This is a genomic window from Pseudomonas sp. A125 (genome assembly GCF_055409485.1).
This window is the reverse complement of sequence record NZ_JBUZVP010000005.1, coordinates 222,513-248,816: the sequence shown is the minus strand read 5'-3', so window position 1 is coordinate 248,816 and position 26,304 is coordinate 222,513. Positions and strand designations below refer to the sequence as shown.

At 62.5% G+C, this 26,304-nt stretch carries 17 protein-coding genes and 1 pseudogene; 4 read left to right on the top strand and 14 right to left on the bottom strand.

Translation table 11 applies throughout. From position 1 onward, the window contains the following. Positions 1-143: 143 nt before the first annotated feature. Complete coding sequence (locus ACZRN6_RS09425) at positions 144-1,070, bottom strand: class I SAM-dependent methyltransferase (RefSeq protein WP_464007842.1); 927 nt, start codon at positions 1,068-1,070, stop codon at positions 144-146. 191 nt (positions 1,071-1,261) lie between these two features. Here ACZRN6_RS09425 and mdeB point away from each other — a divergent pair, with 191 nt between their 5' ends. After that, positions 1,262-3,940, top strand: coding sequence for an alpha-ketoglutarate dehydrogenase (mdeB, locus tag ACZRN6_RS09420; RefSeq protein ID WP_464007796.1), 2,679 nt, complete (start codon positions 1,262-1,264; stop codon positions 3,938-3,940). Between the two features lie 117 nt (positions 3,941-4,057). Here the strand turns inward: mdeB and ACZRN6_RS09415 are convergent, their stop codons facing one another. Together ACZRN6_RS09415 and ACZRN6_RS09410 are read right to left on the bottom strand one after the other, a co-directional pair. Continuing rightward, the gene (locus tag ACZRN6_RS09415; protein WP_322145543.1) at positions 4,058-4,552 is read right to left on the bottom strand and encodes a DUF1289 domain-containing protein; all 495 of its coding nucleotides are present in this window, start codon (positions 4,550-4,552) and stop codon (positions 4,058-4,060) included. A 52-nt stretch (positions 4,553-4,604) separates the two neighbouring features. Further along, the gene (locus tag ACZRN6_RS09410; RefSeq protein ID WP_101269586.1) at positions 4,605-5,855 is read right to left on the bottom strand and encodes a ribonucleotide-diphosphate reductase subunit beta; all 1,251 of its coding nucleotides are present in this window, start codon (positions 5,853-5,855) and stop codon (positions 4,605-4,607) included. Positions 5,856-6,253: 398 nt separating this feature from the next. Between ACZRN6_RS09410 and ACZRN6_RS09405 the strand changes: the two are divergent. Further along, positions 6,254-6,565 (top strand): annotated as a pseudogene (locus ACZRN6_RS09405) (helix-turn-helix domain-containing protein); the annotation flags it as partial. Between the two features lie 261 nt (positions 6,566-6,826). Here the strand turns inward: ACZRN6_RS09405 and ACZRN6_RS09400 are convergent. From ACZRN6_RS09400 to ACZRN6_RS09350, 11 genes are all read right to left on the bottom strand, one after another. Next, positions 6,827-7,615: an ABC transporter ATP-binding protein gene (locus tag ACZRN6_RS09400; RefSeq protein WP_322145542.1), complete on the bottom strand. Its 789-nt coding sequence runs from the start codon at positions 7,613-7,615 to the stop codon at positions 6,827-6,829. A gap of 11 nt (positions 7,616-7,626) precedes the next feature. Continuing rightward, the gene (locus ACZRN6_RS09395; protein WP_464007795.1) at positions 7,627-8,385 is read right to left on the bottom strand and encodes an ABC transporter permease; all 759 of its coding nucleotides are present in this window, start codon (positions 8,383-8,385) and stop codon (positions 7,627-7,629) included. Between the two features lie 9 nt (positions 8,386-8,394). Continuing rightward, on the bottom strand, positions 8,395-9,156 hold the full coding sequence (locus ACZRN6_RS09390; protein ID WP_322145540.1) for an ABC transporter permease: 762 nt from the start codon (positions 9,154-9,156) through the stop codon (positions 8,395-8,397). A gap of 259 nt (positions 9,157-9,415) precedes the next feature. Next, positions 9,416-11,878, bottom strand: a complete 2,463-nt coding sequence (locus ACZRN6_RS09385; protein ID WP_464007794.1) for a TonB-dependent receptor plug domain-containing protein — start codon at positions 11,876-11,878, stop codon at positions 9,416-9,418. Positions 11,879-12,093: 215 nt separating this feature from the next. Continuing rightward, positions 12,094-14,358: a TonB-dependent receptor gene (locus tag ACZRN6_RS09380; protein ID WP_464007793.1), complete on the bottom strand. Its 2,265-nt coding sequence runs from the start codon at positions 14,356-14,358 to the stop codon at positions 12,094-12,096. A gap of 319 nt (positions 14,359-14,677) precedes the next feature. Then, positions 14,678-15,736, bottom strand: coding sequence for an ABC transporter substrate-binding protein (locus ACZRN6_RS09375; protein ID WP_322145537.1), 1,059 nt, complete (start codon positions 15,734-15,736; stop codon positions 14,678-14,680). Positions 15,737-15,862: 126 nt separating this feature from the next. Beyond that, positions 15,863-16,912: an ABC transporter substrate-binding protein gene (locus ACZRN6_RS09370; protein ID WP_464007792.1), complete on the bottom strand. Its 1,050-nt coding sequence runs from the start codon at positions 16,910-16,912 to the stop codon at positions 15,863-15,865. A gap of 20 nt (positions 16,913-16,932) precedes the next feature. Then, positions 16,933-18,084: an LLM class flavin-dependent oxidoreductase gene (locus ACZRN6_RS09365; RefSeq protein WP_464007791.1), complete on the bottom strand. Its 1,152-nt coding sequence runs from the start codon at positions 18,082-18,084 to the stop codon at positions 16,933-16,935. A 964-nt stretch (positions 18,085-19,048) separates the two neighbouring features. After that, positions 19,049-20,896, bottom strand: coding sequence for an ABC transporter ATP-binding protein (locus ACZRN6_RS09360; protein ID WP_464007790.1), 1,848 nt, complete (start codon positions 20,894-20,896; stop codon positions 19,049-19,051). After that, complete coding sequence (locus ACZRN6_RS09355) at positions 20,889-22,655, bottom strand: ABC transporter ATP-binding protein (protein ID WP_464007789.1); 1,767 nt, start codon at positions 22,653-22,655, stop codon at positions 20,889-20,891. Before ACZRN6_RS09355 ends, ACZRN6_RS09360 begins: the two co-directional genes overlap by 8 nt. Before the next feature lie 84 nt (positions 22,656-22,739). Beyond that, positions 22,740-23,972, bottom strand: coding sequence for an acyl-CoA dehydrogenase family protein (locus ACZRN6_RS09350; RefSeq protein ID WP_464007788.1), 1,233 nt, complete (start codon positions 23,970-23,972; stop codon positions 22,740-22,742). Positions 23,973-24,382: 410 nt separating this feature from the next. Between ACZRN6_RS09350 and ACZRN6_RS09345 the strand changes: the two genes are divergently transcribed. Together ACZRN6_RS09345 and ACZRN6_RS09340 are read left to right on the top strand one after the other, a co-directional pair. Next, positions 24,383-25,426, top strand: a complete 1,044-nt coding sequence (locus ACZRN6_RS09345) for an ABC transporter substrate-binding protein (RefSeq protein ID WP_322145530.1) — start codon at positions 24,383-24,385, stop codon at positions 25,424-25,426. Between the two features lie 16 nt (positions 25,427-25,442). Further along, on the top strand, positions 25,443-26,174 hold the full coding sequence (locus ACZRN6_RS09340) for a class II aldolase/adducin family protein (protein ID WP_322145529.1): 732 nt from the start codon (positions 25,443-25,445) through the stop codon (positions 26,172-26,174). Positions 26,175-26,304: the final 130 nt, after the last annotated feature.

Below are 26,304 nucleotides of genomic sequence, written 5' to 3'. Positions count from 1 at the left end.
GCTCTCCAAAAAGGTGAAACAGGGCAGCCGACGGGGTAACACCGTCGAATCTGGCCAAAGTGTGCAGGTATCGACCGGGAAGGGTGGGATAAGGTTCACCACCCGGCGTAGGTTAAGCGTAGCAAGCGTAGGACGTTTCGGCATCAGCCTTGGCGAAACACCAGTGCCTTCAAACCGCTTTGCGGATCGATGTCGGGAAATTCCGGCGGGTTTTCCAGCCGCTGCTCAAAGTGCAGGCCAGGCGCCTCGCGGGTTACGCCGTCGATCAGGAAGTCTTCGCCGAATGCCGGGTCGTTCATGCATGCCAGCACTGTGCCTTGGGCCGTAAGCAAATCCGGCAGGCGACGCAGCACCCGCTGGTAGTCCTTGGTCAGCAAAAAGCTGCCTTTCTGGAACGACGGCGGGTCGATGATCACCAGGTCATACGGGCCGCTGTTGATGACCTTGGCCCAGGACTTGAACAGGTCGTGGCCGAGGAAGGTCACCTTGCTCAGGTCATGGCCATTGAGGCGGTGATTGTCGCGGCCGCGGCTCAACGCGCCACGGGCCATGTCCAGGTTCACCACATGCTCGGCGCCGCCGTCGATGGCGGCTACCGAAAAACCGCAGGTGTAGGCAAACAGGTTCAGTACCCGCTGGCCTCGGGCCTGTTCGCGTACCCAGTGGCGGCCGTAGCGCATGTCGAGGAACAGCCCGCTGTTCTGCTTTTTACCCAGGTCGATGAGGTAGCGCAGGCCGCCTTCGGTGATGGTCAGTTCGTCGACAGCCTCGCCCAACAGCCATTCGGTGGTGCTTTGCGGCAGGTAACGGTGTTGCAGCGCCACGGTATGGGCGCCGTATGACAGCCAGTCGATCTGCGCCAGCATCTGCTTCAAGGCTTCAAGTTCCGCGGCCTCGGGCTCCTTGAACAGCGAGACCAGCACCACGCCTTGCAGCCAGTCCACCGTCAGTTGCTCCAGGCCCGGCCAGCAGCGGCCGCGCCCATGAAACAGGCGCCGGGTTTCAGCGGGGGCGGTTTGCAGGGCGGTCAGCAGATGGGCGTGCAGGGTGGCGAGTGCGTCAGGGTTCATCGGGCAACGTCGGTCATTGAGCGGGCGGCATTTTAAACACAATTGCAGGCTTTCCGGGAGTTGAAGCACAACGTGCTCCTAATTTGTCGATTGGCAGTGATTTGTGCTCAAAAGGATTGTCGGTGCGGCGTACAACAGTCAAAAAATCCCTTGGTGCCGACATAAACTGGAAAAAAAGCCCGGAGGTGCCCATGAACGGTTTCGCGAGTGCAGTGAGTCAGACAGCGATCGACCAGGAAGAACTGGCCGAATGGCGCGATGCCCTGGCCTCGCTGGTGGCCAACGCCGGGCCGGCGCGGGCGCGGGAGATCCTCGACATGCTGGCCGATGCTGGGGGCGCACCGCACATTGCCTGGAAACCCAGCCACGGAACGCCCTACATCAATAGCATCACCGTGGCCCAGCAACCGCCGTTCCCCGGCGACCTGGCCACCGAAGAGCGGCTGGCCTCGGTGGTGCGCTGGAACGCCCTGGCGATGGTGGTACGCGCCAACCAGGCGTATGGGGAGTTGGGCGGCCATATTGCCAGCTACGCCAGCGCGGCGGATTTGTTTGAAGTGGGCTTCAACCACTTCTTTCGTGCCCGTAATGACAGCTTGGGTGGCGACCTGGTGTTCTACCAACCGCACTCGGCCCCCGGTATCTATGCCCGAGCCTTCCTTGAAGGCCGCCTGAGCGAGGCCGACCTGGCCCACTATCGCCAGGAAATCGGTGCCGGCAAGGCGGGCGCGCGTGGCCTGTCCAGCTACCCCCATCCGTGGTTGATGCCAGACTTCTGGCAGTTTCCCACCGGCTCCATGGGCATTGGCCCCATTAGCTCGATTTTCCAGGCGCGGTTCATGCGCTACCTGCAGCATCGCGGCCTGCAAAACACCACCGACCGCCACGTATGGGGCGTGTTCGGTGACGGCGAGATGGACGAGCCGGAAAGCATGTCGGCCCTGACCCTGGCCGCCCGTGAAGGCCTGGATAACCTGACCTGGGTGGTCAACTGTAACCTGCAACGGCTCGACGGCCCGGTGCGTGGCAACGGGCGAATTATCGACGAACTGGAAGCCTTGTTCACCGGCGCCGGCTGGAACGTGATCAAGCTGGTCTGGGGTTCGGACTGGGACGCCTTGCTGGCCAAGGATACCGACGGCGAACTGGTACGCACCTTGTCGCAGACCGTGGACGGGCAGTTCCAGACCTTCGCCGCCAAGGACGGCGCCTATAACCGCGAACATTTCTTCGGCCAAAGCGAGGCGTTGTCCAAACTGGTCGAGGGCATGAGCGACGAGCAGATCGACCGGCTCAAGCGTGGCGGGCACGACATGGTCAAGATCCACGCCGCCTATCACGCCGCACGCCGGGTCAGCGGCAAGCCGACGGTGATCCTGGCCCAGACCAAAAAGGGCTTCGGCATGGGCGAGGCCGGGCAGGGCAAGATGACCACCCACCAGCAGAAGAAACTCGACCGCGAGGCCTTGATCGCCTTCCGCAATCGCTTCCAATTGCCGCTGTCGGATGAGCAGACCGAGTCCCTGAGCTTCTACAAACCGGCGCCAGACAGCCTCGAAATGCGCTACCTGCACAAACGCCGCGCCGACCTCGGCGGGTATGTGCCAAGCCGTGGCCAGCAGGCGCCTGCCGTGAGCGTGCCGCCCGTGTCGGGCTACGCCGCGTTTGCCACTCAGGCTGACGGCAAGGAAATGTCCACCACCATGGCCTTTGTACGCATGCTCACCAACCTGCTCAAAGACAAGGCGCTTGGCCCGCGCATCGTGCCCATCGTCGCGGATGAAGCGCGCACCTTCGGCATGGCCAACCTGTTCAAGCAGATCGGCATCTATTCCAGTGTCGGCCAGCGTTACGAGCCGGAAGACATCGGCTCGATCCTCAGCTACCGCGAGGCTACCGACGGGCAGATCCTGGAAGAAGGCATCAGCGAAGCCAGCGCCATCAGTTCCTGGGTCGCGGCGGCCACCAGTTACTCGGTGCATGGCCTGCGGATGCTGCCGTTCTACATCTATTACTCGATGTTCGGTTTCCAGCGCGTGGGCGACCTGATCTGGGCGGCTGCCGACCAGCGTGCCAGGGGCTTTTTGCTGGGCGCGACGGCCGGGCGCACCACCCTCGGTGGCGAAGGCTTGCAGCACCAGGACGGCAGCAGCCACTTGATGGCTGCCACGGTGCCCAATTGCCGTGCCTACGACCCGGCGTTTGCCGGCGAGTTTGCGGTGATCCTCGACCACGGCATGCGCCAGATGCTGGTACACGATGTAGACGAGTTCTACTACGTCACCCTGATGAACGAAAACTACCCGCAGCCCAGCCTGCCGGAAGGTGTCGAAGCGGCGATCATCAAAGGCCTGTACCGGCTGAGTGGGCAGCCCGACGGCAAGGTGCGCTTACTGGGCTCCGGCACGCTGGTGCGCGAAGCCCAGGCGGCTGCGCAATTGCTGGCGGATGATTGGCAGGTGGCGAGTGAGGTGTTCAGTGTCACCAGCTTCAGCGAACTGGCGCGGGAGGCCCGGGAGGTGGAACGTTGGAATCGCCTGCACCCGCAACAGCCGGCGCGGCGCAGTCACCTGGCGGAGTGCTTGCCCAAGGGCGCGCCGGTGGTGGCGGTCTCTGACTATGTGCGGGCGGTGCCGCAGATGATTGGGTCATACGTGGATTCGGCGTATACCGTGCTGGGAACGGATGGTTTTGGTCGCAGCGATACCCGGGCGGCGTTGCGCGATTTCTTTGAAGTGGACCGGTATCACATTGTGCTGGCGGCGCTGACGGCGTTGGTGGAGCAGGGGAGTCTGGACAGGCAGGTTTGCCAAGAGGCGATAGAGCGGTACGCGTTGCAGACCGAGCGGGATGCGTCCTGGGTGTGCTGACACAACAAAAACTGTGGCGAGGGAGCTTGCTCCCGCTGGGCTGCGAAGCGGCCCCAAAATCCAGGGAGCGCTGCGCACTCCAGCGGGAGCAAGCTCCCTCGCCACATTAGTCGGTGTTTATCCCAAGGTACTGGCTATCAACGGCGCCCCAAACGATTCCCGCAGAAACCCCGGCGCGATGTACCGCTCGTAATGCGCCTCGGACAACAGGAAAAACTCCCGATCAATCGCATCGCGCAAATCCGTCAGATGACGCTCCCGAAACTCCGGCAGCAGCGCCAACCCATACGCATCCAGCTTCGACATCACCCGCGCGCCCCGGGCGATCAATTGATACGCCCAGCAATACGGCGACTGGTGGGGCACAAAGCGGATCTTGCGGTCTTCCAGTTGCTGGCGCAGGCGTTGCGGGTCCAGCACCTGCAGCTTGCTGGTCATCACCTGCACCAGCAGTTGTTCCAGGCGCAGCCACACCGCCTGTTTTTCTTCAGCGTTGTAGCCGTTCCACTGAATCACCTCATGGTGATAACGCTTGCAGCCCCGGCAGACCAGGTCCCCGTAAACGGTGGAGCACAGGCCGACGCAGGGGGTCTTGATGGTTTGATTGGGCATAAAAAAGCATCGACAGGTAAAACAACACGGCCCCCGAAGGGGCCGCTTTAAATCAATCCCAGCTCAACGCGCCGCCGGTCTGGTACTCGATCACACGGGTCTCGAAGAAGTTCTTCTCTTTCTTCAGGTCCATGATCTCGCTCATCCACGGGAACGGGTTGGTGGTGCCCGGGTATTCTTCTTTCAAGCCAATCTGCGACAGGCGACGGTTAGCGATGAACTTGAGGTAATCCTCCATCATCGCTGCATTCATGCCGAGTACACCGCGCGGCATGGTGTCGCGAGCGTATTCAATCTCCAGCTGAGTCCCTTGCAGGATCATCTGGGTCGCTTCTTCCTTCATCTCGGCATCCCACAAATGCGGGTTTTCGATTTTGATCTGGTTGATCACGTCGATGCCGAAGTTCAGGTGCATCGACTCATCCCGCAGGATGTACTGGAACTGCTCCGCCACGCCGGTCATTTTGTTGCGACGGCCCATGGACAGGATCTGGGTGAAGCCGCAGTAGAAGAAGATGCCTTCCAATACGCAGTAGTAAGCGACCAGGTTGCGCAGCAGTTCTTTGTCGGTTTCGACGGTGCCGGTTTCGAACTTCGGATCGGAGATCGAGCGGGTGTACTTCAAGCCCCACGCAGCCTTTTTGGCGACCGATGGAATCTCGTGGTACATGTTGAAGATCTCGCCTTCATCCATGGCCAGCGATTCGATGCAGTACTGGTAGGCGTGGGTGTGGATCGCTTCTTCGAAGGCCTGGCGCAGGATGTACTGGCGGCACTCCGGGTTGGTGATCAGGCGGTACACGGCCAGTACCAGGTTGTTCGCGACCAACGAATCTGCAGTGGAGAAGAAGCCGAGGTTGCGCATCACGATGCGGCGCTCGTCGTCGGTCAGGCCTTCCGGGTTTTTCCACAGCGCGATGTCGGCGGTCATGTTGACCTCTTGCGGCATCCAGTGGTTGGCGCAGCCGTCGAGGTATTTCTGCCAGGCCCAGTCGTACTTGAAAGGCACAAGTTGGTTGAGGTCGGCGCGGCAGTTGATCATGCGCTTTTCGTCAACGGCGACGCGGGCGGCGGAGCCTTCCAGCTCGGCGAGGCCTTCGGCAACGTCGAGTTTGTCCAGCGCAGCCTTGGCGCGGATGATCGCGGCCGAGTCGTTGGCGGTCACGTTGCGGGCTTCGAGCGCGGCAGCAGCGCCGGCACCGTCGAGGCGGTCCATGTTGGCTTCGGTGGCGTGCCCGGCGTTGGCGCCTCTGATCACCGCTGCACCGGTGTCTTCGTTGTCGACTTCATCCCAACTCAGCATTGAAATACTCCTTCCTGGTCTGTTCTGACGGCCTGTGAACCCGTCCAAAAATATGTAATTTGCAGGCTACTCGGCATTGAACTATTGCGCGTAGTGTGGTCGGTAAATATCGATTCTGCACACTATGTAGTGGTCTGTTTTGTTTGTGGGCACACTATATGGTGTGTAACAAAGATGGTCAACGCACAAGACTGCGCCGGTTGTCGCAGGGCCTGGCCGCTGCCAGCGCTAGCGCTAAATATTCGCCAACCAGCTCCCCATAACCAAAGTCGCGCTTGTGCGACTGAGTCCCACGATCCCGACTCATGGCCATCCATCGTGCACACTCCAAAAGGTAAATTGACGGTCTATCCAGTACTGGATATTTTGTCTGAATGAAAAAACACACTCCCGAACAAGCGGCCTTGTGCATGAACGTCGATCTCTCGTTGTTCCGTGGCCTGCAGGGCATGCTGGAACAGTTCGGCTCGGTCAGCGGCGACCGGCCCGCCGAGTCTCTCGACCCGTCCGGTGCCGACGCCATTCGTGCGCGCATCGACCAGTTCGCCGCACGCCTGGCGACCACCCCGCGTGCCCTCAAGGCCGCCGACCGGCGCTTGCTGATGCAAGAGCTCAAAGAAGCAGGCGTGATGGACGTCCGGCGCGCCATGGAAACAGTTGCCTCGCACCTTGGGGTCTCGCGGGCGGCGGTCTACACCTACGCCAAATGACCTACGTCGAGCGCGCCACGGCTTCGACGAGGGAGGGAAGGGGAGCAGATTGTTTATCGGCGCCGCCGTGGCCAATCACCGCCGTGGCCACGCCGCAGCCGACACGATGGCCCGGGCCAGGTAACTCGGGAAAGTGTGATTGCCAAGATGTTGCATGGAAAGGACCTCTGAAAGTGAACCGGGCACAAGCGCGCTGCATTTGCTGTCTGGATAAAATATCCAGAACCATACAAAGTGTAAGGACTTGCATGCCCATCGTCTTCAGTGCCCGACCAACTCTTCCAGCAACTGCTGCTTGTAGCCCTGCAATACCGACGAACTGCGCTCCCTGGGGTGCGGCAAGTCCACGTGGATTTCATGTTTGATTCGCCCCGGGTGCGCGTCCATCACGATCACCCGGTCACCCAGGTACAGCGCCTCTTCAATGTCGTGGGTCACCATGATCACCGTGCAGCGCTGTTGCACCCAGATCCGTTGCAACTCCCGCTGCAAGTGCACCCGGGTCAGGGCATCGAGGGCGCCCAGTGGCTCGTCGAGCAGCAGCACCTTGGGTTTGTTGATCAGCGCCCGGGCGATCGCCGCACGTTGCGCCATGCCGCCGGAGAGCTGGTGGGGGTAGGCGTTTTCAAAGCCTGTGAGGTTGACCAGGGCGATGTGCTCGGCCACCTGCCGGTCTTTCTCGGCCTGCGCCAACTTGTGGTTTTTCAGGGCCAGGGCGATGTTTTGGCTGACCGTCATCCATGGGAACAGGCGGTGGTCCTGGAACACAATGCCGCGCTCCAGGCTGGTGGCGGCGATGCGCTGGCCGTCCAGCAGGATATCGCCTTCGTACTCGGCCTCCAGCCCCACAATCAGGCGCAGCAAGGTGGATTTGCCGCAGCCGCTGGCGCCGACGATGCTGACAAACTCCCCTGGCCGCACGTCGAGGTTGATGTTGTGCAACACCGGCAGCGGCTTGCCTTCGATCCGATAGGCCTTGTTCAGGCCGCGAATCTGCAGGGCGCCGGTCTGCACGGCGGTGTGGAGGGCGTGGTGGGCAATTGCGTTCATGTTCATGGCCTTCAACGAATAGAGCGCCAGCGCAGCACGTGGCGGCTGAGGCGGGTAAACAGCAGGTTCATCAGATAGCCCAGCAGGCCGATGCACAGCACGCTGAGCACGATCACTTCCATGCGCGAGCCGGCTTCGGCGTTCATCATCAGGTTGCCCAGGCCGGCGCCGGAGGACAGGAACAGCTCGCTACCGATCGCCGTGACCCAGGCGAAGGCGAGGGCATGCAGTACGCCGGTCGCAATGCTTGGCAGTGCCGCCGGCAACAGCACATGCACGAACTGCTGCACCGGGCTGAGTACCAGCACCTGGCCGACTTCACGATAACGCCGCTCCACATGGCTGAAGCCCTGGAAGGTGTTGAGCACCATCGGATAAAAGGCCGCGAGGCTGACGATCAGCACCTTGGAAAACTCGCCATTGCCGAACCACATGGCGATCAGCGGAATCCAGCCCAGCATCGGCACCTGGCGGATCGAATGGAACAATGGGCCGATCAAGCGGTTGGCCACGCCGGACAGCGCCATCAGCACCCCCAGCACCACGCCGAACAGGATGCCCAGGGCCAGGCCGCCACTGGTGCGGGCCAGGCTGGCCAGCAGGTTGACCAGCAACTCGCCGTTGCCGAGCATTTCCAGCAACGCCGAGCCGATCGCCGACAGCGGCACGAAGGCGTAGGCGCCGGCCGCGTCCTGGCGCGAGGCGTATTCCCAGGCGATGACCAACAGCAATGGCAGCAACAGGCCGCGGGATTTTTTCAAGAGAGTCATGCCGGGCTCCTAGCGGGTTTGCCAGCGAAACAGCCGCTGTTCGAGTGAACGAAAACCAAAGTCGAGGGCAAAACCAATCACCCCGGTGACCACCACGCCCACCATCACCACGTCGATGCGCAGCATCTGCCGGGCCATCTCGATCATCTGCCCCAGGCCGCTGTCGGCCGCCAATAGCTCGGTGGCCACCAGCACCACCCAGGCGCGGGTCAGGCTGATCCGAAAACCGGTGATGATCGGCGGCGCGGCAGCGGGCAGGGCGATGCGCCAGACAAAGGTCGGCCAGCGCAGGCGGTACACGTCGGCCACTTCGAAGTAGCTGCGGGGAATGCCCTTGACCCCTTCGCTGGCGGCCAGGGCCACCGGGAAAAATGCGGTCTTGGCGACGATGATGATCTTGAAGGTTTCATCAATGCCGAACAGCAGCACGAACATCGGGATCAGCGCGATGCTGGGGATCTGGCGCAAGGTGTGGAACAGCGGGGCGCAATACACCTCGACGGTTTTCGACAGGGCCATCAGTACGCCAAAGGCCAGCCCGCACAGTGAGCCGATGCCAAAGCCCAGCCCGAGCCGGGACAGGCTGTTGCCCAGGTGTTCAGCGAGTTCGCCGCTGGCGAGCAGTTCTTCAAAGGTTTGCAGGACCTGGGCCGGCGGTACCAGCAAGTTGCGCGGGAAGATCCCGAGGTGCGCCACCAGCGTCCAGGTGGCGAGCAGGGCCAGCGGCGAGATGAGCCAGGTCAGGGCGGTGAGTAATCGGTAAGGGCGCATGGCGAGTCTTATTTCAGCGAAGTACCCGAGGGCTATCGCAAGACATGTGCCAGTGAACACAACAGGGGAGAACAATGAAGGCCAAATGTGGGGGCTGGCTTGCCTGCGATGACGGTGGGCCAGTAAACATTGAGGCTGGCTGATCCACCGTCATCGCAGGCAAGCCAGCTCCCACAATGGCTGGGTGTACATCCGAATGCCTGAATGATGCCTGGCCAACAATGGGCTGCTGCTCCAGCAACACCCCATCAGCATCATCTCAGAAGTCGTAGCTCACACTGGTGTAGTAGAACGCACCCTGCGCACCCTCCGGGCTGGTGATCGAGTAGATCGGCACGCCATACAGCTGCGCACCGGAGGCCTTGTCCGGGTGGGTGTTGAACAGGTTGGTCGCGCCGGCGGAAAGCTTGATGCCCTTGCCGAGGAGGTAGGACACGTCCAGGTCGGTCACCCATTGCGGGCTGAAGGTCTGGTCGAGGTTCGGGTTGGCGGCGTTGAGGCTTTTCCATTCGCCATAACGGCGCTGGGCCACGGTGACGCCCCATTGTTCATAGGCCCAGTTGGCGCTGAGGGTCAGTTTGTAGTCTGGCGTACCGTGCTCAATCAAGCCTTGGGTGGTGCGGCCGATGATCTGGTTGCCGGCGATGTTGCCGACGTTGCGCAGGTCGGTGATTTGTGTGCGGTTGCGCGCATAACCGGCGTTGAAGTTCACACGGCCCCATTGCTGCAGGTTCAGTTTGTAGTTGCCGGTCAGCTCGATGCCGTCGGTGCGGGTGTCGGCGATGTTGGTGTAGAACGCCGCGCTCTGGATGTTGGCGTAAGGCGTTCCGGCGAAGATCGGCGAGACCACCGAGGCCGGCAACTGGTCGGACAGCGTGATGCGGTTGTTGATGTTGATGCGGTAGGCATCCACCGTCATCGACGCGTTGTCCAGCGGCTGCCACACCAGGCCCAGCGAGTAGTTGGTCGACTCCTCGGGCTTGAGCTGCGTGCCACCCAGGGCCTGGGCCTCCGGGCTGTTGGCGCGCAGGGTGCGCTGTTGCACCTCGACGTAGTTGCCGCTGCCCGGCGGCTGCTCCACCACCTGCACACTGAACGACGACATGCCACTCTGGGCCAGAGACGGTGCACGATAGCCGGTGCTGGCGCTGGCCCGTGCGGCGATCTGCGGGGTGAAATCGTAGCGCAGCGACAGCTTGCCGTTGGTGGTGTCGCCAAAGTCCGAATAGTGCTCGGTACGCACCGCGACACCAGCCTGGAACTTCTCGGTGACCTGACCTTCGACATCCACATAGGCGCCCAGCACCTTGCGTTGCTGCGAGGCCGCGTCGACCGGCGTGATCCCTGAGTAGTACCCGGAGAGCCGGCGCCCGGTCACCGGGTCAACGGTGTTGAACAGCGGGCCGTTTTGCGAGGCCGCTGGCGCGCCTGCGCTTAACTGGTAATTCTCCTGGCGCCAGGCCAGGCCCGCCGAGACGGTCAGCGGTTTGAACAGCAAGTCGGTGGGGAAGTCGCGTACCCAGTCCAGGGTCAGGTTGGTCTGGTCGTTCTTGCGCTCGCCGGTGTAGATCGTCGATGGGCTGGTGGCCCCCCAACTGGGGTTGATCGCGTTGTAGTCGGTGGACTTGACGATGTTGGTGCCGTGGTTCAGCGCCAGGTCGAACTTGCCCAGTTGCTCGTTTTCGTAACGCAGGCCACCGGTGGCGGCATAGTCTTCCAGGGTATAGCGGGTGACCGGCAAGCGGCCGTCCGGGTAGCGCTGCAACGAAACGCTGCCGTAGTTGTTATACAGCGCGGTGGGCGGGTCGAAGAACCCGGTGGAGTCGGTGTTCTTGTGGGAATAAGTGGCAAAACCATAGGCGGTCAGCCCTTCGCCAATCCCCATTTCACTGTTGGCCAGGAAGTTGTACTGGTCGGAGACACTGTTGGAGCCCCAGTTCCAGGTGCGATAACGGTTGTTCTGCTCGCGAGGCGTGTTGACGCTGGTATCGCCGCGATAAAAGATCCGGTTGTCGGGGTTGGTGTCGCTGGCCGGGTCCTGGCTGCCGGCATCGAAGCTCAAGGTCAGGAACCCGTCATTAGGCAACTCGAAGCCTTTCCAGCCGCTGTATTTGCGCTGCAGGCCATCGCCCTTGTTGTAGCCACCGAAGCGATAGCCGACGTTGCCGCCGTCGTCCTTCTGCTTGAGCACGATGTTGATCACCCCGGCGATGGCGTCGGACCCGTACTGGGCGGCAGCGCCGTCACGCAGGATCTCCACGTGGTCGATCGCACTCAACGGGATCAGACTCAAGTCCACCGCTGCCGCGCCCCGACCATTGGCCAGGCTTTGGCGGGTGATGTTGGCGCTGGTGTGGCGACGTTTGCCATCCACCAGCACCAGCACCTGGTCGGAAGCCAGGCCGCGCAGCGAAGCGCCCTGGGCGATGGACCCGGCGAAGGCACCCTGGGGCGACTGCGGGAAGCTGAACGATGGCGACAGTGCCGTCAGTGCGCCGGACAAATCGGCAGCACCGGTTTGCTGCAACTGCTCCCCGGTCAAAACATCCACCGGTGCGGCGCTTTGCAGGGCGGTGACGTCGCTGCGGCGGGTGCCGAGTACCACTACGGTGTCGAGCTTGTCGGTCTTGGCAGTGGGCTGCGTCTCGGCGGCTACAGCGGGCACGGCAAGGCTGCCCATGACCAGCGCGATGGCGCCGGCCAACGGAGTACGTTGGAACATAGAAAGGTCCTTTCGAAGAATAGTGTTGGCTGCCCTGAGCCCGGCGCTACTGGTCGAGCAATGAAGATCAAATGTGGGAGCAGGCTTGCCTGCGATGACGTCGGCCCAGTCAATACAGTGGTCGGCTGACCCAGCGCTATCGCAGGCAAGCCAGCTCCCACATTTGATCTCCGTTGTTTAGCGAATAGCGTCCGGTACGAGGCTGGGGGGTTGGGTTAGAAGCGGCTGGTCACGCTCAACCCCACGGTGCGTGGGTCGCCGTAAGTGATCACGTACTGACCCAGCCCGCCGTTCGGCCGGCCATGCACCTGGTAGCGGCGGTCGGTGAGGTTGTTCACAAACCCGGTGACGCTGAGTTTTTCGTCGGCGCTGTACCAGGTCAGGCGGCTGTTGGCCAAGGTGTAGTGCGGTTGGCTCAAGTCCTTGTCGGCGCTGCTCTGGCGGTCGGCGAGGAAGTATTCCTTGTCGCGGAAACTCACGTCGGCACCGGCCACCAGCTTGCCGCCGATCTCCAGCGGGATGGTGTAGTCGCCACCCAGCGACACCACGTTGCGCGGCGAGCGCACGAAGCTGTTGCCGCTGTAGTCACCGGTGACCGCACCGGTGTTGGGGTTGGTGTTCTTGAAGTCGGTGTACTGGCTATCAAGGAACGAAATCGCCGCCCGCAGGTGCAGGTAGTCGGTGGGTTGGCCTTCCAGTTCCAGCTCGGCGCCCTTGACCTTGCCCTTGGCGCCGTTGGTCAACGCGGTAGTCAATACGCCATTGTTGACGGTCAGCAGGTTGACCTGAATGTCCGAGTAGTCGTAGTAGAAGATGTTCGCGTTGGCCGTCAGGCGGTGGTTGAACCACTCGGACTTGACGCCGAATTCGTAGGCGTCGAGTTGTTCCGGGTCCACCGTGGTCAGCTGCGACAGGCTGGTGGACAGCCCGGTGTTGAAGCCGCCCGAGCGGAAGCCGTGGGCATAACGGAAGAACACCCGCACGTTGTCGTTGATCCGGTATTCCGGGGTCAGGTCATAAGTCCAGGCTTCCCAGGTCTTGTCTTCCTGGCGATTGCCATTGGTGCCCACGCCAGCCAAGGGAATCAGCGGGCCGTTGGCGGTGGCGCGGGTCAACTGGGTGAGGTTGAGGTCGATATCTTTCTTTTCCTGGGTCCAGCGCAGGCCACCGGTGACGCTGAAGTTATCGGTGAGGTCGTACGTCAGGTTGCCGAACAGCGCATAGCTGTCGGTGGTGTGGTTGTAGCCCAGGTCACGCAGGTCTGTGGCGCCGTTGATTTGGTTCGAGCCGGTGCCATTGGGTGTGGGCCCCGGGGCGATAAAGCGTCCGGCGCTGCTGTCCAGGTCTTCATGGAAATAGTGCGCGCCGGCCAGCCAGCGCAGGGTTTCCTGCTGGGGCGAGGCCAGGCGGATTTCCTGGGAGTACTGGGTGTATTTGTTGTCGGCGGTGGCGGTGCCGTTGACCTCGTAAGGCGTGTAGTCGGCATCACCGCTGGATTGGCCGCGAATGTAATCGTAGGCGCTGATGGACGTCAGGGTGTAGTCGCCTAAGTGCCAGTTGAGGGTCAGTGATGTGCCGTCATGGTTGAGCTTGGAGTCGTCGTCCACGTTCAGCGCAATGTTGCGCCCGGCGGGGCGCGTGTAGCCTGCGTTGTAGTAGCGCCCCAGGGTCAGCGCACCGTTGGCGCCGTCACCCTTGAACTCGCGGCTGTGGATCTTCCACAGCGCGTCCAGGTCCGGGTTGAGCTGGGCGAAGAATTGCAGGCGCACGGCCTTTTTGTTGACGTCGCCGTAGGTGTGATCGTCGATCAGGTTTTTCTGGAAACCGTCGCGCTCCTCGGAGTACAGCGAGATGCGTGCCGCGAGTTTTTCCGGGACCAGGGTGCCGCCGATAGCGCCGTTGACGATGCGCTCGTTCTTGCTGCCAAAGCCGATGGTGCCGTAGCCATCGGTGTCGAAGGTCGGTTTCTTCGAGATAATGTTTACCGCGCCCGCGGTGGTGTTCTTGCCATACAGCGTGCCCTGGGGGCCGCGCAGGATCTCGATGCGTTCAAGGTCGAACAGCGGGCCGCCACCGGCGATTGGTGCGTTCAGGTACACGTCATCGGCATAGATGCCCACCGGGTACACGGTGGCGGCGCCGGTGTCGCCGGTGCCCAGGCCACGGATGTACCAGCGTGGTCGACCGTCGCCGTCGGGGTTCTTCGCCGAAGCGTTGGGAATGAAGGTGGTGATATCGCCCATCGAGCGCACGCCGTCGGCAATGATGCTAGTGCCCTGGACTGCAGATACCGCCACCGGAACCTCTTGCAGGGTTTCTTCCCGGTGTTGTGCGGTCACGGTCACGGTCTTCAGCGACGGTTCGGTTTTGCTGGCGTCGTTTTCGGCAGCGTCGGCGGCCAACAGAGTTTCGCTGGCGGTGCCGCCTGCCAGCAGTAAAGCGAGCCACAGGCCCTTGGTGATCGGATTAAGCATGTGCATGAAATCTCCCCCGGAAAAGTTTCCTTGAAGGGGCTAGAGCAGAGATCGTGCCAAGGCCATTTCAATCAAGATACATGATCATAAGCTATTGAAAAATATAACAATAAATAATTTTAACAACGAGATTTTCAAGGCCGCGAAAGGCCTTTGAACAGACCTGTGGAGGATTCAGCAGAAAGTGCGTGGCAGGTGCTGCTGGAGCAGCAGGGGAGGTGTTGCCGTAGCAGCTGTCGAGCTCCGGCGAGGCTGCGTTTGCGGTGTGTCAGATGCACCGTTTACGCAGCCTCGCCGGAGCTCGACAGCTGCTACGTGGGGGAGGTCAAACAGCTACGCGAGAGGTGGAGCCGATGACCTTTTCCAGCACGCTGAAATCAATCCAGTCGCGTACATCGAAGCGCCGTGGAATGAAGTTCCAGCGATGCAGGAAATCGGTGAAGTCCTGCAAGGCGTCGATGGAACGCGAGTCCAGTGTGGTACGCAGCCGGCGATGGGCATCCTCGCCGTAGGCGGCGGTCACCCAGTACTCGCTGGTGTTGAGCTCCTGGGCCAGGAAGCGCCGGGTCTCATCCGGATTGGCCCAGGCCCATTGCTCGGTGCGCAGCACGGTGTCGACGATTTTCACGCTGGCGTCGAAGTGCTCCTGCAACAGGTTGATGTCTACCGTCAGGGTGCGCGGCGTGCCGTTGTTGGAGCGGATCAGCGGGTCCGGATGCGAGCCGGTGTCTACCACCACATGCAAGCCAAACTCGTTGGCCAGGTGCACCGCGTGGGCACCCTTGAGGAAGATCGCGTCGATGTCGCCGCGCAGCAGGCCGATCAGTTCGTTATTGCGCCGGCTGAAGCGGCTCACTCCGAGGCTCGCCGGGGCGCTGTAGACGTATTGCACCTGGTTGTCGCTGTAGGTGCCGCCGTAGGGGTAGTCCACCAGCTCCACGTCGGAGACTTCCAGGCCTTCGAGCTTGAGCGCGTTTTCCAGGCCACGCAGGGCCTGGGCGCGGGTGAAGTCGATCTGCACGTTGGCCCATTTCGGCAGGCCGAAGCGCCGGTTTTTCAAGTCGCGCACGCTGCGCACACCGCTTTCGGCGGTGGTCAGGATCAACTGCACCTCGTCGCTCCACGACAGCCCCAGCACCCGGGTTTCCACGCCGCTGGCGTAGGCCCAGATCGCCGGGATGTTACCGCCGTGGCGCACCGAGTTTTTCAGGTGGTGGTCGTAATGCGCCTCGCGAACTTCGCGCTCCGTGGACTCGCGCAACGACTGGATATTGGTGCCAAAAGGCAGGAAAGCCTCCGCCAGGCGACCGGACTGCACCGCAATGCCGAGGCCGGTGGGAACCGGGCTGTGGGTGTACCAGAGAGTATCGAGTGGTTTGCTCATAAGGGTCTTCGTTCAAATCCATGAAATAGGAAACCTTTGTAGGAGCACGGCTTGCCGGCGATGAGGCCCTAAAGGTCATTGCCGCATTCAAGGCCGTCATCGCCGGCAAGCCGGCTCCTACACGGGTTAGCCTGCCAGCGCGGTTTTGCCGTTCAAGAGTGCTTCCAGCGGCCGTGCATCAATCCATTCACGCACATCAAAACTGTTCGGGATAAAGCGCCAGCGGTGCAGGAAATGCGTGAAGTCCTGCAGTGCGGCAATCGCCTGTTCATCGAGCCTGGTGCGCAGGCGCAAGTGGGCGTCGTTGCCATAGGCGGCGGTGACCCAATACTCACTGCTGTTGGTTTCCTGGGCCAGGTAGCGCCGGGTTTCCTCCGGGTGGGTGTGGGCCCATTGTTCGGCGCGCAGCACCGAATCGAGAATCCCGCTGGCCACGTCAAAGTGGTTTTCCAGCAGGTTCAGGTCCACTGCCAGGGTGCGCGGCGTGCCGTTGTTGCTGCGGATCAGCGGGTCCGGGTGGGAGCCGGTGTCGATCACCGTGTGCAGGCCGAAGTCATGGGCCTGCTGGGCGGCGTGGGCACCTTTCAGAAAGATCGCATCGACTTCACCGCGCAGCAGGCCGATCAGTTCCAGGTTGCGTTCGCTGGCTTTTTGCGTGACTGGCGTGCCGGCGATATTGCGCACCGGGGTATCGCTGAAGGTGCCGCCGTAGCGGAAGTTCTTGAGCCTTACGTCGCCGACTTTCAGGCCTTCCAGCGACAGCGCGTTTTCCAGCCCGCGCAGGGCCTGGGCGCGGGTGAAGTCGATCTGTGCGCCCGCCCAGTCCGGCAGGCCGAAGGTACGGCCCTTGAGGTCCTTGACGGTTTTGATGCCGCTGTCCTGGCGGGTCAGGATCAGTTGCACTTCATCTGCCCACGACAGCCCGATCACCCGGGTTTCCCGGCCCTGGGCACGGGCCCAGATCGCCGGGATATTCCCGCCATGGCGCACCGAATTGCGCAGGGTGTGATCAAAGTGCGATTCGCGTACCGCCTTGTCATCGGACTCACGCAGCGACTGCACCTCGGTGCCGAGGGCGCCGACGGTGTCTTGCAGCCAGCCTTTTTGTACTGCAATGCCCAGGCCTGTGGGCACGGGGCAGCGGGTGTACCAGAGCGTATCGAGGGGTTGGGTCATCAGGGGTTCTCCCACAGCGTTCAGGCGCTGGCTTTCAAAGGTTGGATGGCCGGGCGCTGGTGCACCAGAGGCAGGACTTCCTGGCCAATGCGCAGGGCTTCTTCCAGGTGGGGGTTGCCGGCGAGGATAAAGGTCGAGAAGCCGGCGTCGCGGTATTCCACCAAGCGCTCGGCGATATTCTGGTGGCTGCCGACCAGGCCCACGGTGGGCCCGGGCTTGGCCTTGGCAAAGCCGGCCCAGAGGTTGGGGCCGATGATCAGGTCGTCGAAACGGTCGACGTTCTGGTGGTAAGCGGTCTGGCGTGCGCCGCCGACCGAGTCCGAGCCGCTGGTAAACCCCTTGGCGACCTGGCTGCTCTTGCCTTCGAGCTTGTCGAACTGGCGGCGCAGGTCTTTCCAGGCTTGCTCCTCGGTCTCCCGGGCAAACAGGTCTACCCGCAGGCCGAAGCGTACGGTACGGCCTTGCTTGTCGGCCAGCTCACGCACGCGCTCGATGTGTGGCTTGAGCTTGTCGATGGGCTCGGCCCAGTTCAGGTAGACGTCGGCGTGTTTGGCGGCGACGTCGAGGGCGGCGTCGGAGAAGCCGGAGAAATACACACCGGGCTTGCGTTCGTGGTGCAGGCCGTGGGGCAGGGTGCCGTTTTCCAGTTGGTAGATATCACCGTCGTAGGAGAATTTTTCGTGTTCCCAGAGGCCTTGGATGATGTCGAGGAATTCGCCGGTGCGTTTGTAGCGCAGGTCGTGTTCGAGGAAGTCGCCGTTGGCGCGTTGGCTGGCCGGATTGCCGCCGGTAATGATGTTCCACTCTACGCGACCACGGCTGAGGTTTTGCAGGATTGCGGCTTGTTGGGCGGCGTAGGCGGGCAGGGTCCAGGTGGCCTGGAAAGCGATCAGGAACTTGATGCGCCGGGTTTCGCGGGCCAGGGCCGCGGCGACGATCCAGGGTTCGGGGCCGGTGGGCAGCAGGGCGCCTTCGAAGCCGGCGAGTTCGGCGGCCTTGGCGACCTGGGCGATGTAATCGATGTAGGTGAAGTCGTCGGGTTGGCCGTTGGGCAGGCGGCCGGGGGCGATGTTGCCGGGGCGGTGGTCCGGGTTGCCGCGGTTGTGATTGTCGGTGGTGAGTTGCGGGCCGTCGGTGCCCAGTGGCAGGCGCCAGAAAAATTCAGTGGTCATGGGGGCTCCGGGTTTAGTCACGTTAGGTGCGGGGACCTTTTGATAATGGGATTGCAACGGGCATGCCATGGGGGCTTGGGCCAACGGTGGCGGGTTTTTTTGGTTTTTTTGGGGTGGGGGGTGCGTCTGTAGCAACACTGGGTCAGCAGTGGGTGCTGTAGGTGAAGCACTTTGTGTACATATCCGTTGTTGCGGTCAGGGCCGCTATTGGTTTCGCTCTTACAGCGAGTCACTTTGCAAAAGCGGCAAAGTAACCAAAGCGCTCTGCCCCGCCTGTCGGCGCCTCGCTGTGGCTCGGCGTTCCCTCACTCCGGCACCGCGAAGCGGGCCGCCGCGACGGGCCATCCATGGCCCGGCGCGGCTAAACCGGCGTCCTGCCGGTTTACCCGCTCCGCAATACCTGCGTTCGGCCTCGGACTGAGTGGGGCAGTCAGATCAAGAACAAGATCAAAAGCAAGAGCACGGCGGCCTGAAAGCCGACCTGAGTGTTAAAAGCAAAGCGCTTTTCTGTAGGAGCTGGCTTGCCGGCGATGCAGACAACTCGGTCTTGCAGGTAAACCGAGGTGATGCCATCGCCGGCAAGCCAGCTCCTACTTTTGACCGTGCCGCTTTTGATTTTTCTGTTGCTTCTAACACTCAGGTCGGCTTTCAGGCCGCTGTGTTCTTGATCTTGCTTTTGATCTTGATCTTGATCTTAGGCGCCCCGTTAAACCACGCTGGCCGAACGCAGGTATTACGGAGCGGGTAAACCGGCAGGACGCCGGTTTAGCCGCGACGGGGCAGGGACGCCCCGTCGCGGCGGCCCGCGGAGTAATGCCGGAGCTGAGGGCACACCGAGCCTAGGCGAGGTGCCGAGTGGTGGGGCAAGAGCGTTTTGCTTACTTTTGCGCTTTTCAAAAGTGAGCCGCTGTAAGAGCGGAACCAATAGCGGCCCTGACCGCAGCAACGGATATGCCCCCCCCAATCACCCGACAACCAAATCCCCCGCCCGGGCACTCCGCAAATACGTCTGATACAACGCCGCATAAGCCCCCCCACGCTCGATCAACGCATCATGCGCTCCAAGCTCAACGACCTGCCCATGCCTCACCACAGCAATCCGGTCCGCATCCCGGATTGTCGCCAACCGATGGGCAATGATGATCGCCGTCCGGCCTTCGCACAGCCTGCGCAACGCCCGCTGAATGCGCCGCTCCGTGTGAATATCCACCGCCGAAGTCGCCTCATCCAGCACCAGCACCGCCGGGTCCGCCAAATACGCCCGCACCAGGCAAACAAGCTGCCGCTGCCCATGGCTCAAATGCGCCCCCAACGGCCCAACCTCCGTGTGGTACTGATGCGGCAACCGCTCCAACACCTCATCCGCCCCCAGCTCCCGGGCCGCCGCGATCAGCGTCGGGTCTTGCGCCAACGGCGCCGCCAGCCGCAAGTTGTCCAGAATGCTCCCGCTGAACAACACATTGTCCTGCAACACCACTGCGACATTGCGCCGCAACGCATGCTGAGTCAGTTCACGCACATCGATACCATCGAGCCGCACCGCACCCGACTGCACCTCGTAAAACCGCGTCAGCAACTGCACCAGCGTGCTTTTGCCATGCCCCGACGGGCCCACAATCGCCAACACCTCTCCCGCCGGAATATGCAAATCCAGTCCATTGATCACCGGCGCCTGCGCACTTGGCACATAGCTGAAATCCACCTGCTCAAACCGCACCTCGCCCCGTGCCCGTCCCAGATGGCGCGGCGTTGGGCTGTCGGTGATCTGCGCCTGGGTATCGAGCAACAGAAAAATCCGCTGCGCCGACGCCGAGCCGGTGGCGTAACGCTCAAACAAGTCCGACAGCTCCTGCAACGGCCCCAGGAACAAAAACACGTAGAACAAACTCTCCGCCACCTGGCCGACCGATACCTCTCCCGCCGCCAGCCCATAGCCACCTACCAGCAGCAATAAGGCGATTCCCGCAGAACTCAGCAGCGCGGTAAAGGGCGCAAACCACCCCGAGCGCAGGCTGCCGCGAATCAACGCATGGTTGAAATCATCCAGCAGCCCGCGATAACGCAGCAGGTTCGGCGCCTCCTGGGCACACTGCTGCAGCATCCGCGCGCCACTGACGCTTTCCACCAGGTGCGCGGTGAAGCGGCTGCGGTTTTCCGCAACGCTGGCCCAGTTGCGTTGGGAGATCCGCTTGAAACTCCACGTGGCCAGCACCAGCAGCGGTACGGTGGCCACCAGGCTGAGGAAAAAGCGCGGGTCGATGCGCCACAGCATCACCGACGCCAGGCCACAGCGCAGCAAGGCCCCGAGCAGTTCCGGCGGGCCCTGGATTACCAGGGGTTCGAGGGCATCCACGTCGCGGTCAACCCGGGAAATAATCCGCCCGGCGCGGGTCTGGTCGAAGTAGCTCACGCTCAAGCCTTGAACATGCGCAAACACCTGCACCCGCAGCGCATTGAGCACGCGGATCGCCGCGCTTCCTGCGACAAACTGCGAGACGCCAGCCAACAGGAACCGCACCAGCCAACTGGCGGCCAACCCGAGGCCCAGCCACAGCACCAGGCGCTCGTCCAGCAGCCAGTGATCGGCCTGCTGAATCAAGCCCCGGTCCAGCAGTTCACGCACGAACAAGGGCCGCAAAAACACTGTGAATACAAGCAATAATTCAAGGCCAATAACCGCTAAAATCGAGCGGCGGATTGGCCTGAGCAGCGGTAGCAAACGCTTGAACATGCTGCGATCGAGGGCCCTTTTTGCGAGCATTTCTTCAATTTCGATATCGCTCAAGGCTTTGCCGGCGATTGGATTAGCCATGGTCGATCCCCAGCAGGTCGCGGTAGTGTGGGTTGCTGTGTTGCAGCTCGGCGTGTGGCCCGGCGGCGGCGATTTTGCCGTTCGCCAGCATCAGCACCCGGTCGGCCAGGAGGATGGTCGACAACTTGCTGGAGATCACCAGCACCGTGGTGCCATGCAGTTCCCGCAGGTTGTTCAGCACGTGGCGTTCGCTGATGGCGTCGAGGGCACTGGTGGCGTCATCCAGGCACAGGATGTCTGGTTTGCCGAGCAACGCCCGGGCCAGGCACAGGCGCTGGCGCTGGCCGCCGGATAAGGTCACGCCGCGATCACCCAGCGGTGTGGCGAGGCCGTGGGGCAGGCGCTGCAGGATGTCGTCGGCGGCGGCGAAGCGCAGGGCGTCGTGCAGTTGTTCCTCGGTGGCGTCGGGTGCGGTCAGGCGCAGGTTGGCGGCGAGGCTGCCGGCAAACAGAAAGCTCTCTTGCGGCACCACGTGCACCCGTTGGCGCAGCGTGCCGAGGTCAAGGTTGCGAATGTCTTGCCAACCCGCGTCGTCATTGCCGAGTAACAGGCGCCCGGCGCTCACATCGGTGAGACGCGGTAGCAGGCTGGCCAGCAGACTTTTCCCGGTGCCGGTGGCGCCCACCAGCGCGACGATTTCGCCGGGCTCCAGGGCCAGCGAGCAGTCGTGCAGAATGTCGCGGCCACCCCCGGGCGTGCTGACGCTGACGTGTTCCAGGCGCAGCCCCAGGGGCGAAGCGGGCAGGGTGGCGCTGCCACTGCGGATGCCCGCCGGGGCATCCAGCAGTTGCCAGATGCGTTCGGCGCTGGCCCGGGCATCGGCGAAGGTCTGCATTACCCGGCCAATGCCTTCGATACGAAATACCAGGGTGGTGGCGATCAGCAACGAGGTCACCAGCTCACCAATGCCCAGTTGGCCGGCGGCCACCAGGTGGGCGCCGTAGACCAGGATCCACACATGGCCCAGGGCGACCACTGCCTGGGGCAACGGAATGCGTGAGCTGGAATAGGCCAGGGCCTGGCGGGCCAGCCCGGCGAACACTGCGACCTGTTCGGCAAAACCCTGGACACGGCGTTGCTCAAGGGCAAAGGACTTGATCACCCGCACGCCACCGATACCTTCGCTAAGGTCCTGGTTGACTCGGTCGTAGGCCGCGCCGACGTTGCGGTCGAGTTCAACCAGGCGTTCGGTCTGCAGTACGAAAATCCACAGCCCGGTGACGGTCAGCAGCAGCGGTACCAGCCCCAGCCACGGGTTGTACCAGCTCAACAGGCCAACGGTGGCCAGCACTACCAGCGGGGTTTCCACCACCTGGCGCCAGAAGGTGATCAGCGCGTCCCGTACCTTGTCGGCGTCACGGGTGGTGCGGGTGATCATCTCGCCCATGCCGTGCTGCCAGTGATAGCCCAGGTGCAGGCTTTGCACCTGGGCGAGGATGCGTTCGCGCAGGCGTGTCAGCAGTTCCTGGCTGAGGACCAGGGACAACACGCTGGCCGCGTATTGCAGTACGCCACGGCCCACGGCCACGGCGAGCATCAGCCATAACCAGTGCCAGCCCAGGCTGGCGTCGAGGCTGCCGTCAGCCTGGCGGATCACCGCGCGGCCGGCGCTCACATCGTTGACGGCATGGCCGATCAGCCATTGTTGCCAGACCAGGCCGAGGTTGATGGCCACGAACAGCCCGGCGACCAGAGCGAAACGCCAGGGCATTTCGCGGTAGATCGCCAGGCTGCGCAGAAGAGGGTGTCTTTCGATCATGAAAAGCTCAATGGGGGTTATTGATCGTTCCCAAACTGCGGCGAAGGCGCAAGCGCCCTCGCCACGGGCATGTATTGGGCTGGCCTAGCGGGTGGTGGCGCCCTGGGTTTCTTTGGCGTTGAGGATCGCTGTGTACTCACCCGGATCAATCCCGTTCAGGTAGTAATTGCCCACGTGGTGCAAACGCCAGCGAATCGGGTCATGGGTGGTGTGCACCCGCGCGTTGCGCCAGAACCGGTCCAGGTTCCATTTGCTCAACGATGAACTGGCCCCCAGCAACGAGAAGATATCGCTGGAGATCTTCAACGACGCGCTGTCCGAGTGCGCCCGAGCAGTGGCTACCGACAGGATCAATTCGTCCTGTAGTGCCTTGTTTTCCGGGTCCAGTTCATGCTCGTCAAACACCCGCGCCGCATCCCGCAGCAGTGACTCGGCCGCGCGCAGGGCCACCGCGTATTCGCCGATCTGCTTGATGATGTGCGGCTCTTCGTTGGCGTGGTCCACGCCACTTTCTACCCACGGCCGGGCGTTGTGCTTGAGGTACTCCACTGCCGCCGTCAGTGCGCCCGAGGCAATCCCGGTATCAATTGCCGCGTGCAGGATCTGCGGGAAGGTCAGCCCGGTGCGCTTCATCGGGCCCTTGCGCCGGGAGACGAAGTCTTCGTCCAATTCGATGTTGTCGAAATTCACCGTGCCGCTGACCGAGTTTTTCTGGCCGAAAGCTTCCCAGTCATCCACCAGCGTCAGGCCGGGCGCGTTGCGGTTGAGCAGCACGCCTGCGCCGCCGTCATCGGAGGCGGCGGTGAGGGAGATCCATTCGGCAAGGTAGGAGCCGGTGGAGTAAAACTTGCTGCCGTTGAGTACCAGCTTGCCGTCGGCACGCCGCTCGACGCGGGTCTTGAGGGCGAACTTGTTCTTGCCACCGACTTCCGCCAGGGCATTGCCAAAGCGCTTGCCGGCCAATACGTCAGCCACCAGGCGATCACGCGCTGCATCCGGATAGCCGTTGAAGATACCCCGCAGCATCACATTGTGGATCTGCAGCAACTGCCCCACGCCACCATCGGCCACCGAGACCAGGCGCACGGTTTCGACGATGGTTTGCACCGAGGCACCCAGCCCGCCATATGCCTTGGGCACGCCGATGGCGGTCAGGCCGCTCTGGGACAGCAATTGCGCCTGGCGCCACGGCAATTGGCCGTTCTGACTGCTGTCGGCGGCGATCGCGGCGATCTCCACAGCGATCTCTTTGGCCGCGGCAATCGCCTCGGCCTCGCTGTGCAGTTGGCGTACCGGTACCTGTTCGAACGTACTCATAGTTTCTTCCCCTGATTTGGCCCGTGTGTTTAAGCCCCTGTAGGAGCTGGCTTGCCAGCGATGGACTCAAGTGCACCGCGTAAACCCGTCAGTACACGTCATCGTTAACCACCATCGCTGGCAAGCCAGCTCCTACAGGGGATTGCGCTGGATGTCGGGCATTGAAGGTGCCTTGAGCAAGTTCTGCGCCAACGCTAAAAACCGCGCCTGGCGGGCCCTGCGAGAAGGCGGTGTTGCTGGGGAAGCAGTGTCGGGCGGGTGACTGCTGGGCCAGCAGCAGTGCTGCTGACAGGCCAGCAGCGGTGTTTCAGGTGGATGGGCCAAAGCCTTGCAGGCCGGGGCTTTGGCCAATTGGCACGGCCTCTGCAATAGCCCCAGCGACTGCCTTGCCCAATTTAATGGAGCTGCCCATGACCCTTTCCGCCATCCTGCCCAAGCCTGCGCTTGAGCAGATCTGGTTTACTCGCTGCCCGGTGCCGACCGCTTCCGGCATCGCCTACAAGCTCGGCTGGCTGAGTGAAGAGTTCGCCGCCGACGGCCTGCCGGTCTCGACCCTGCAAGAGGCCCGTCAATTGGGCCATCACCACTACGATCACGAACTGCCAGGGCTGTTTCGCGAGGGCGGTAATGTGCCGGCCCTGGCCGCCCGTGCCGCCGGTGCCCCGAGCCGTTTGATCGGCCTGACCTGGATCGAGGAATGGCAAACCATCCTGGTCCGCCCGGACTCTGGCATCACGCGTCCCGAACACCTGAAAGGCAAACGCCTGGCCTTGCCGGCCTGGGGCGATAACCGCCCCGGCAGTATCGCCCGCGCCATGAGCCTGCACGGTTATAAAGGCGCGTTGAGCCTGGCCGGCCTGGGCTTTGATGATGTGCAACTGGTGGAGGTGGCGCTGCATGACCAGCAGCAGGCGCCCAACCCACAGGAGGGTTTGCAACGCCTGTGGTCGGGCCTGGATTACCTGGTGCGCGGCGAAGTGGATGCGGTGTACGTCAAGGGGGCTTCGGCCGCCGACGCGGCGCGGCGTCTGGGCCTGGTGGTAGGCATCGACCTGGACCTGATCGCCGAGCCGCGCTACCGCATCAACAACGGCACGCCGCGCCCGATCACCGTCCACCAGAGCTTGCTGGACAACCACTTTGACCTGGTGGTGCGCTTCCTCGCACAAACCCTCAGCGCGGCTGACTGGGCCGCGAACAATCGCGAGGGTCTGAACGCGATTCTCGAAGAAGAAACCCGTGCCGGCAGTGCCGGGGTGGCCGAGGCCTATCGCGGCGACTTCCATACCACCCTGGCGCCAGACCTGTCGGCCCAGCGCCTGGATTTTCTCGGCGTCCAGAAAAACTTCCTGTACCTGCACGGCTTCCTGGAGCGCGATTTTTTGATCGCCGACTGGGTCGACCCGCGCCCCCTGCAAGCTGCCCATGAACTGCTGGCCAAGCGCCGCGCCTGAACCCGGAGAAACTGCCATGACTGCCATTGTCCACGCCCAACCGATCACCCAGCAACTGCAGGACTTTATCGACAAGGTGCTGCTGGAAGCCGAAGAAGCCTTCACCGTCTTCCGTGAGACCAACACCATCACCGCCAATGGCACCGTGGGCTTTATCGAACGTGTGCCGGGCCAGGAACTGCTGGTGTCGGTCAACTACGGCGGCCCGTGGAACTACCGCAAGCCGCTGCAGGCCACCGTCACCGACTTTGCCGGCAACGTGATCTTCGGCAAAGGCAAGGGCGGCCTGGGGCGCTACACCAAACTGTTCCAGCAGCATGCGGACGTGACCACTGTGTCTCACGTGCACTCGCCGTACCTCGGCGCCTGGGCGCAAACCCACCGCACGCTGCCGTTCCACTACGTGCCGGTGCAGCGTTACCAGTTGGCGCGCGAGCTGCCGGTGTACATCGACCGCCGCCAGCAGGAAGTGGATTTCATCCTCGACAAGATTGCTGAAAACCCCTTCAACCTGGCGATTCTGGAAGCCAACGGCGGCTCCACCGTATGGGGCAAGCAAGGGCTGCGCGCCACGGCCGAATTCATCCTGTTGCTGGAGGAGGGTGCGCAGCTGCAATTGCTGGCGGATGCCCTGGGTGGTTCGCGGGCTTACGGCCCGGGGGTGTTGACCCAGCAGTGGAAGATGAGTGGGTTGTTTGAGCAGGCCACGGCGCTGGGCCTGGTCCCCGCCATCGACCGCAAAAACTGAACACACCCTTATCACGGTGACTGAAACCACCACGACCCCTGTAGGAGCCGGCTTGCCGGCGATAGCGGTGCATCAGGCGACATTCCTGTTGGATGTGCCACCGTCATCGCCGGCAAGCCGGCTCCTATAA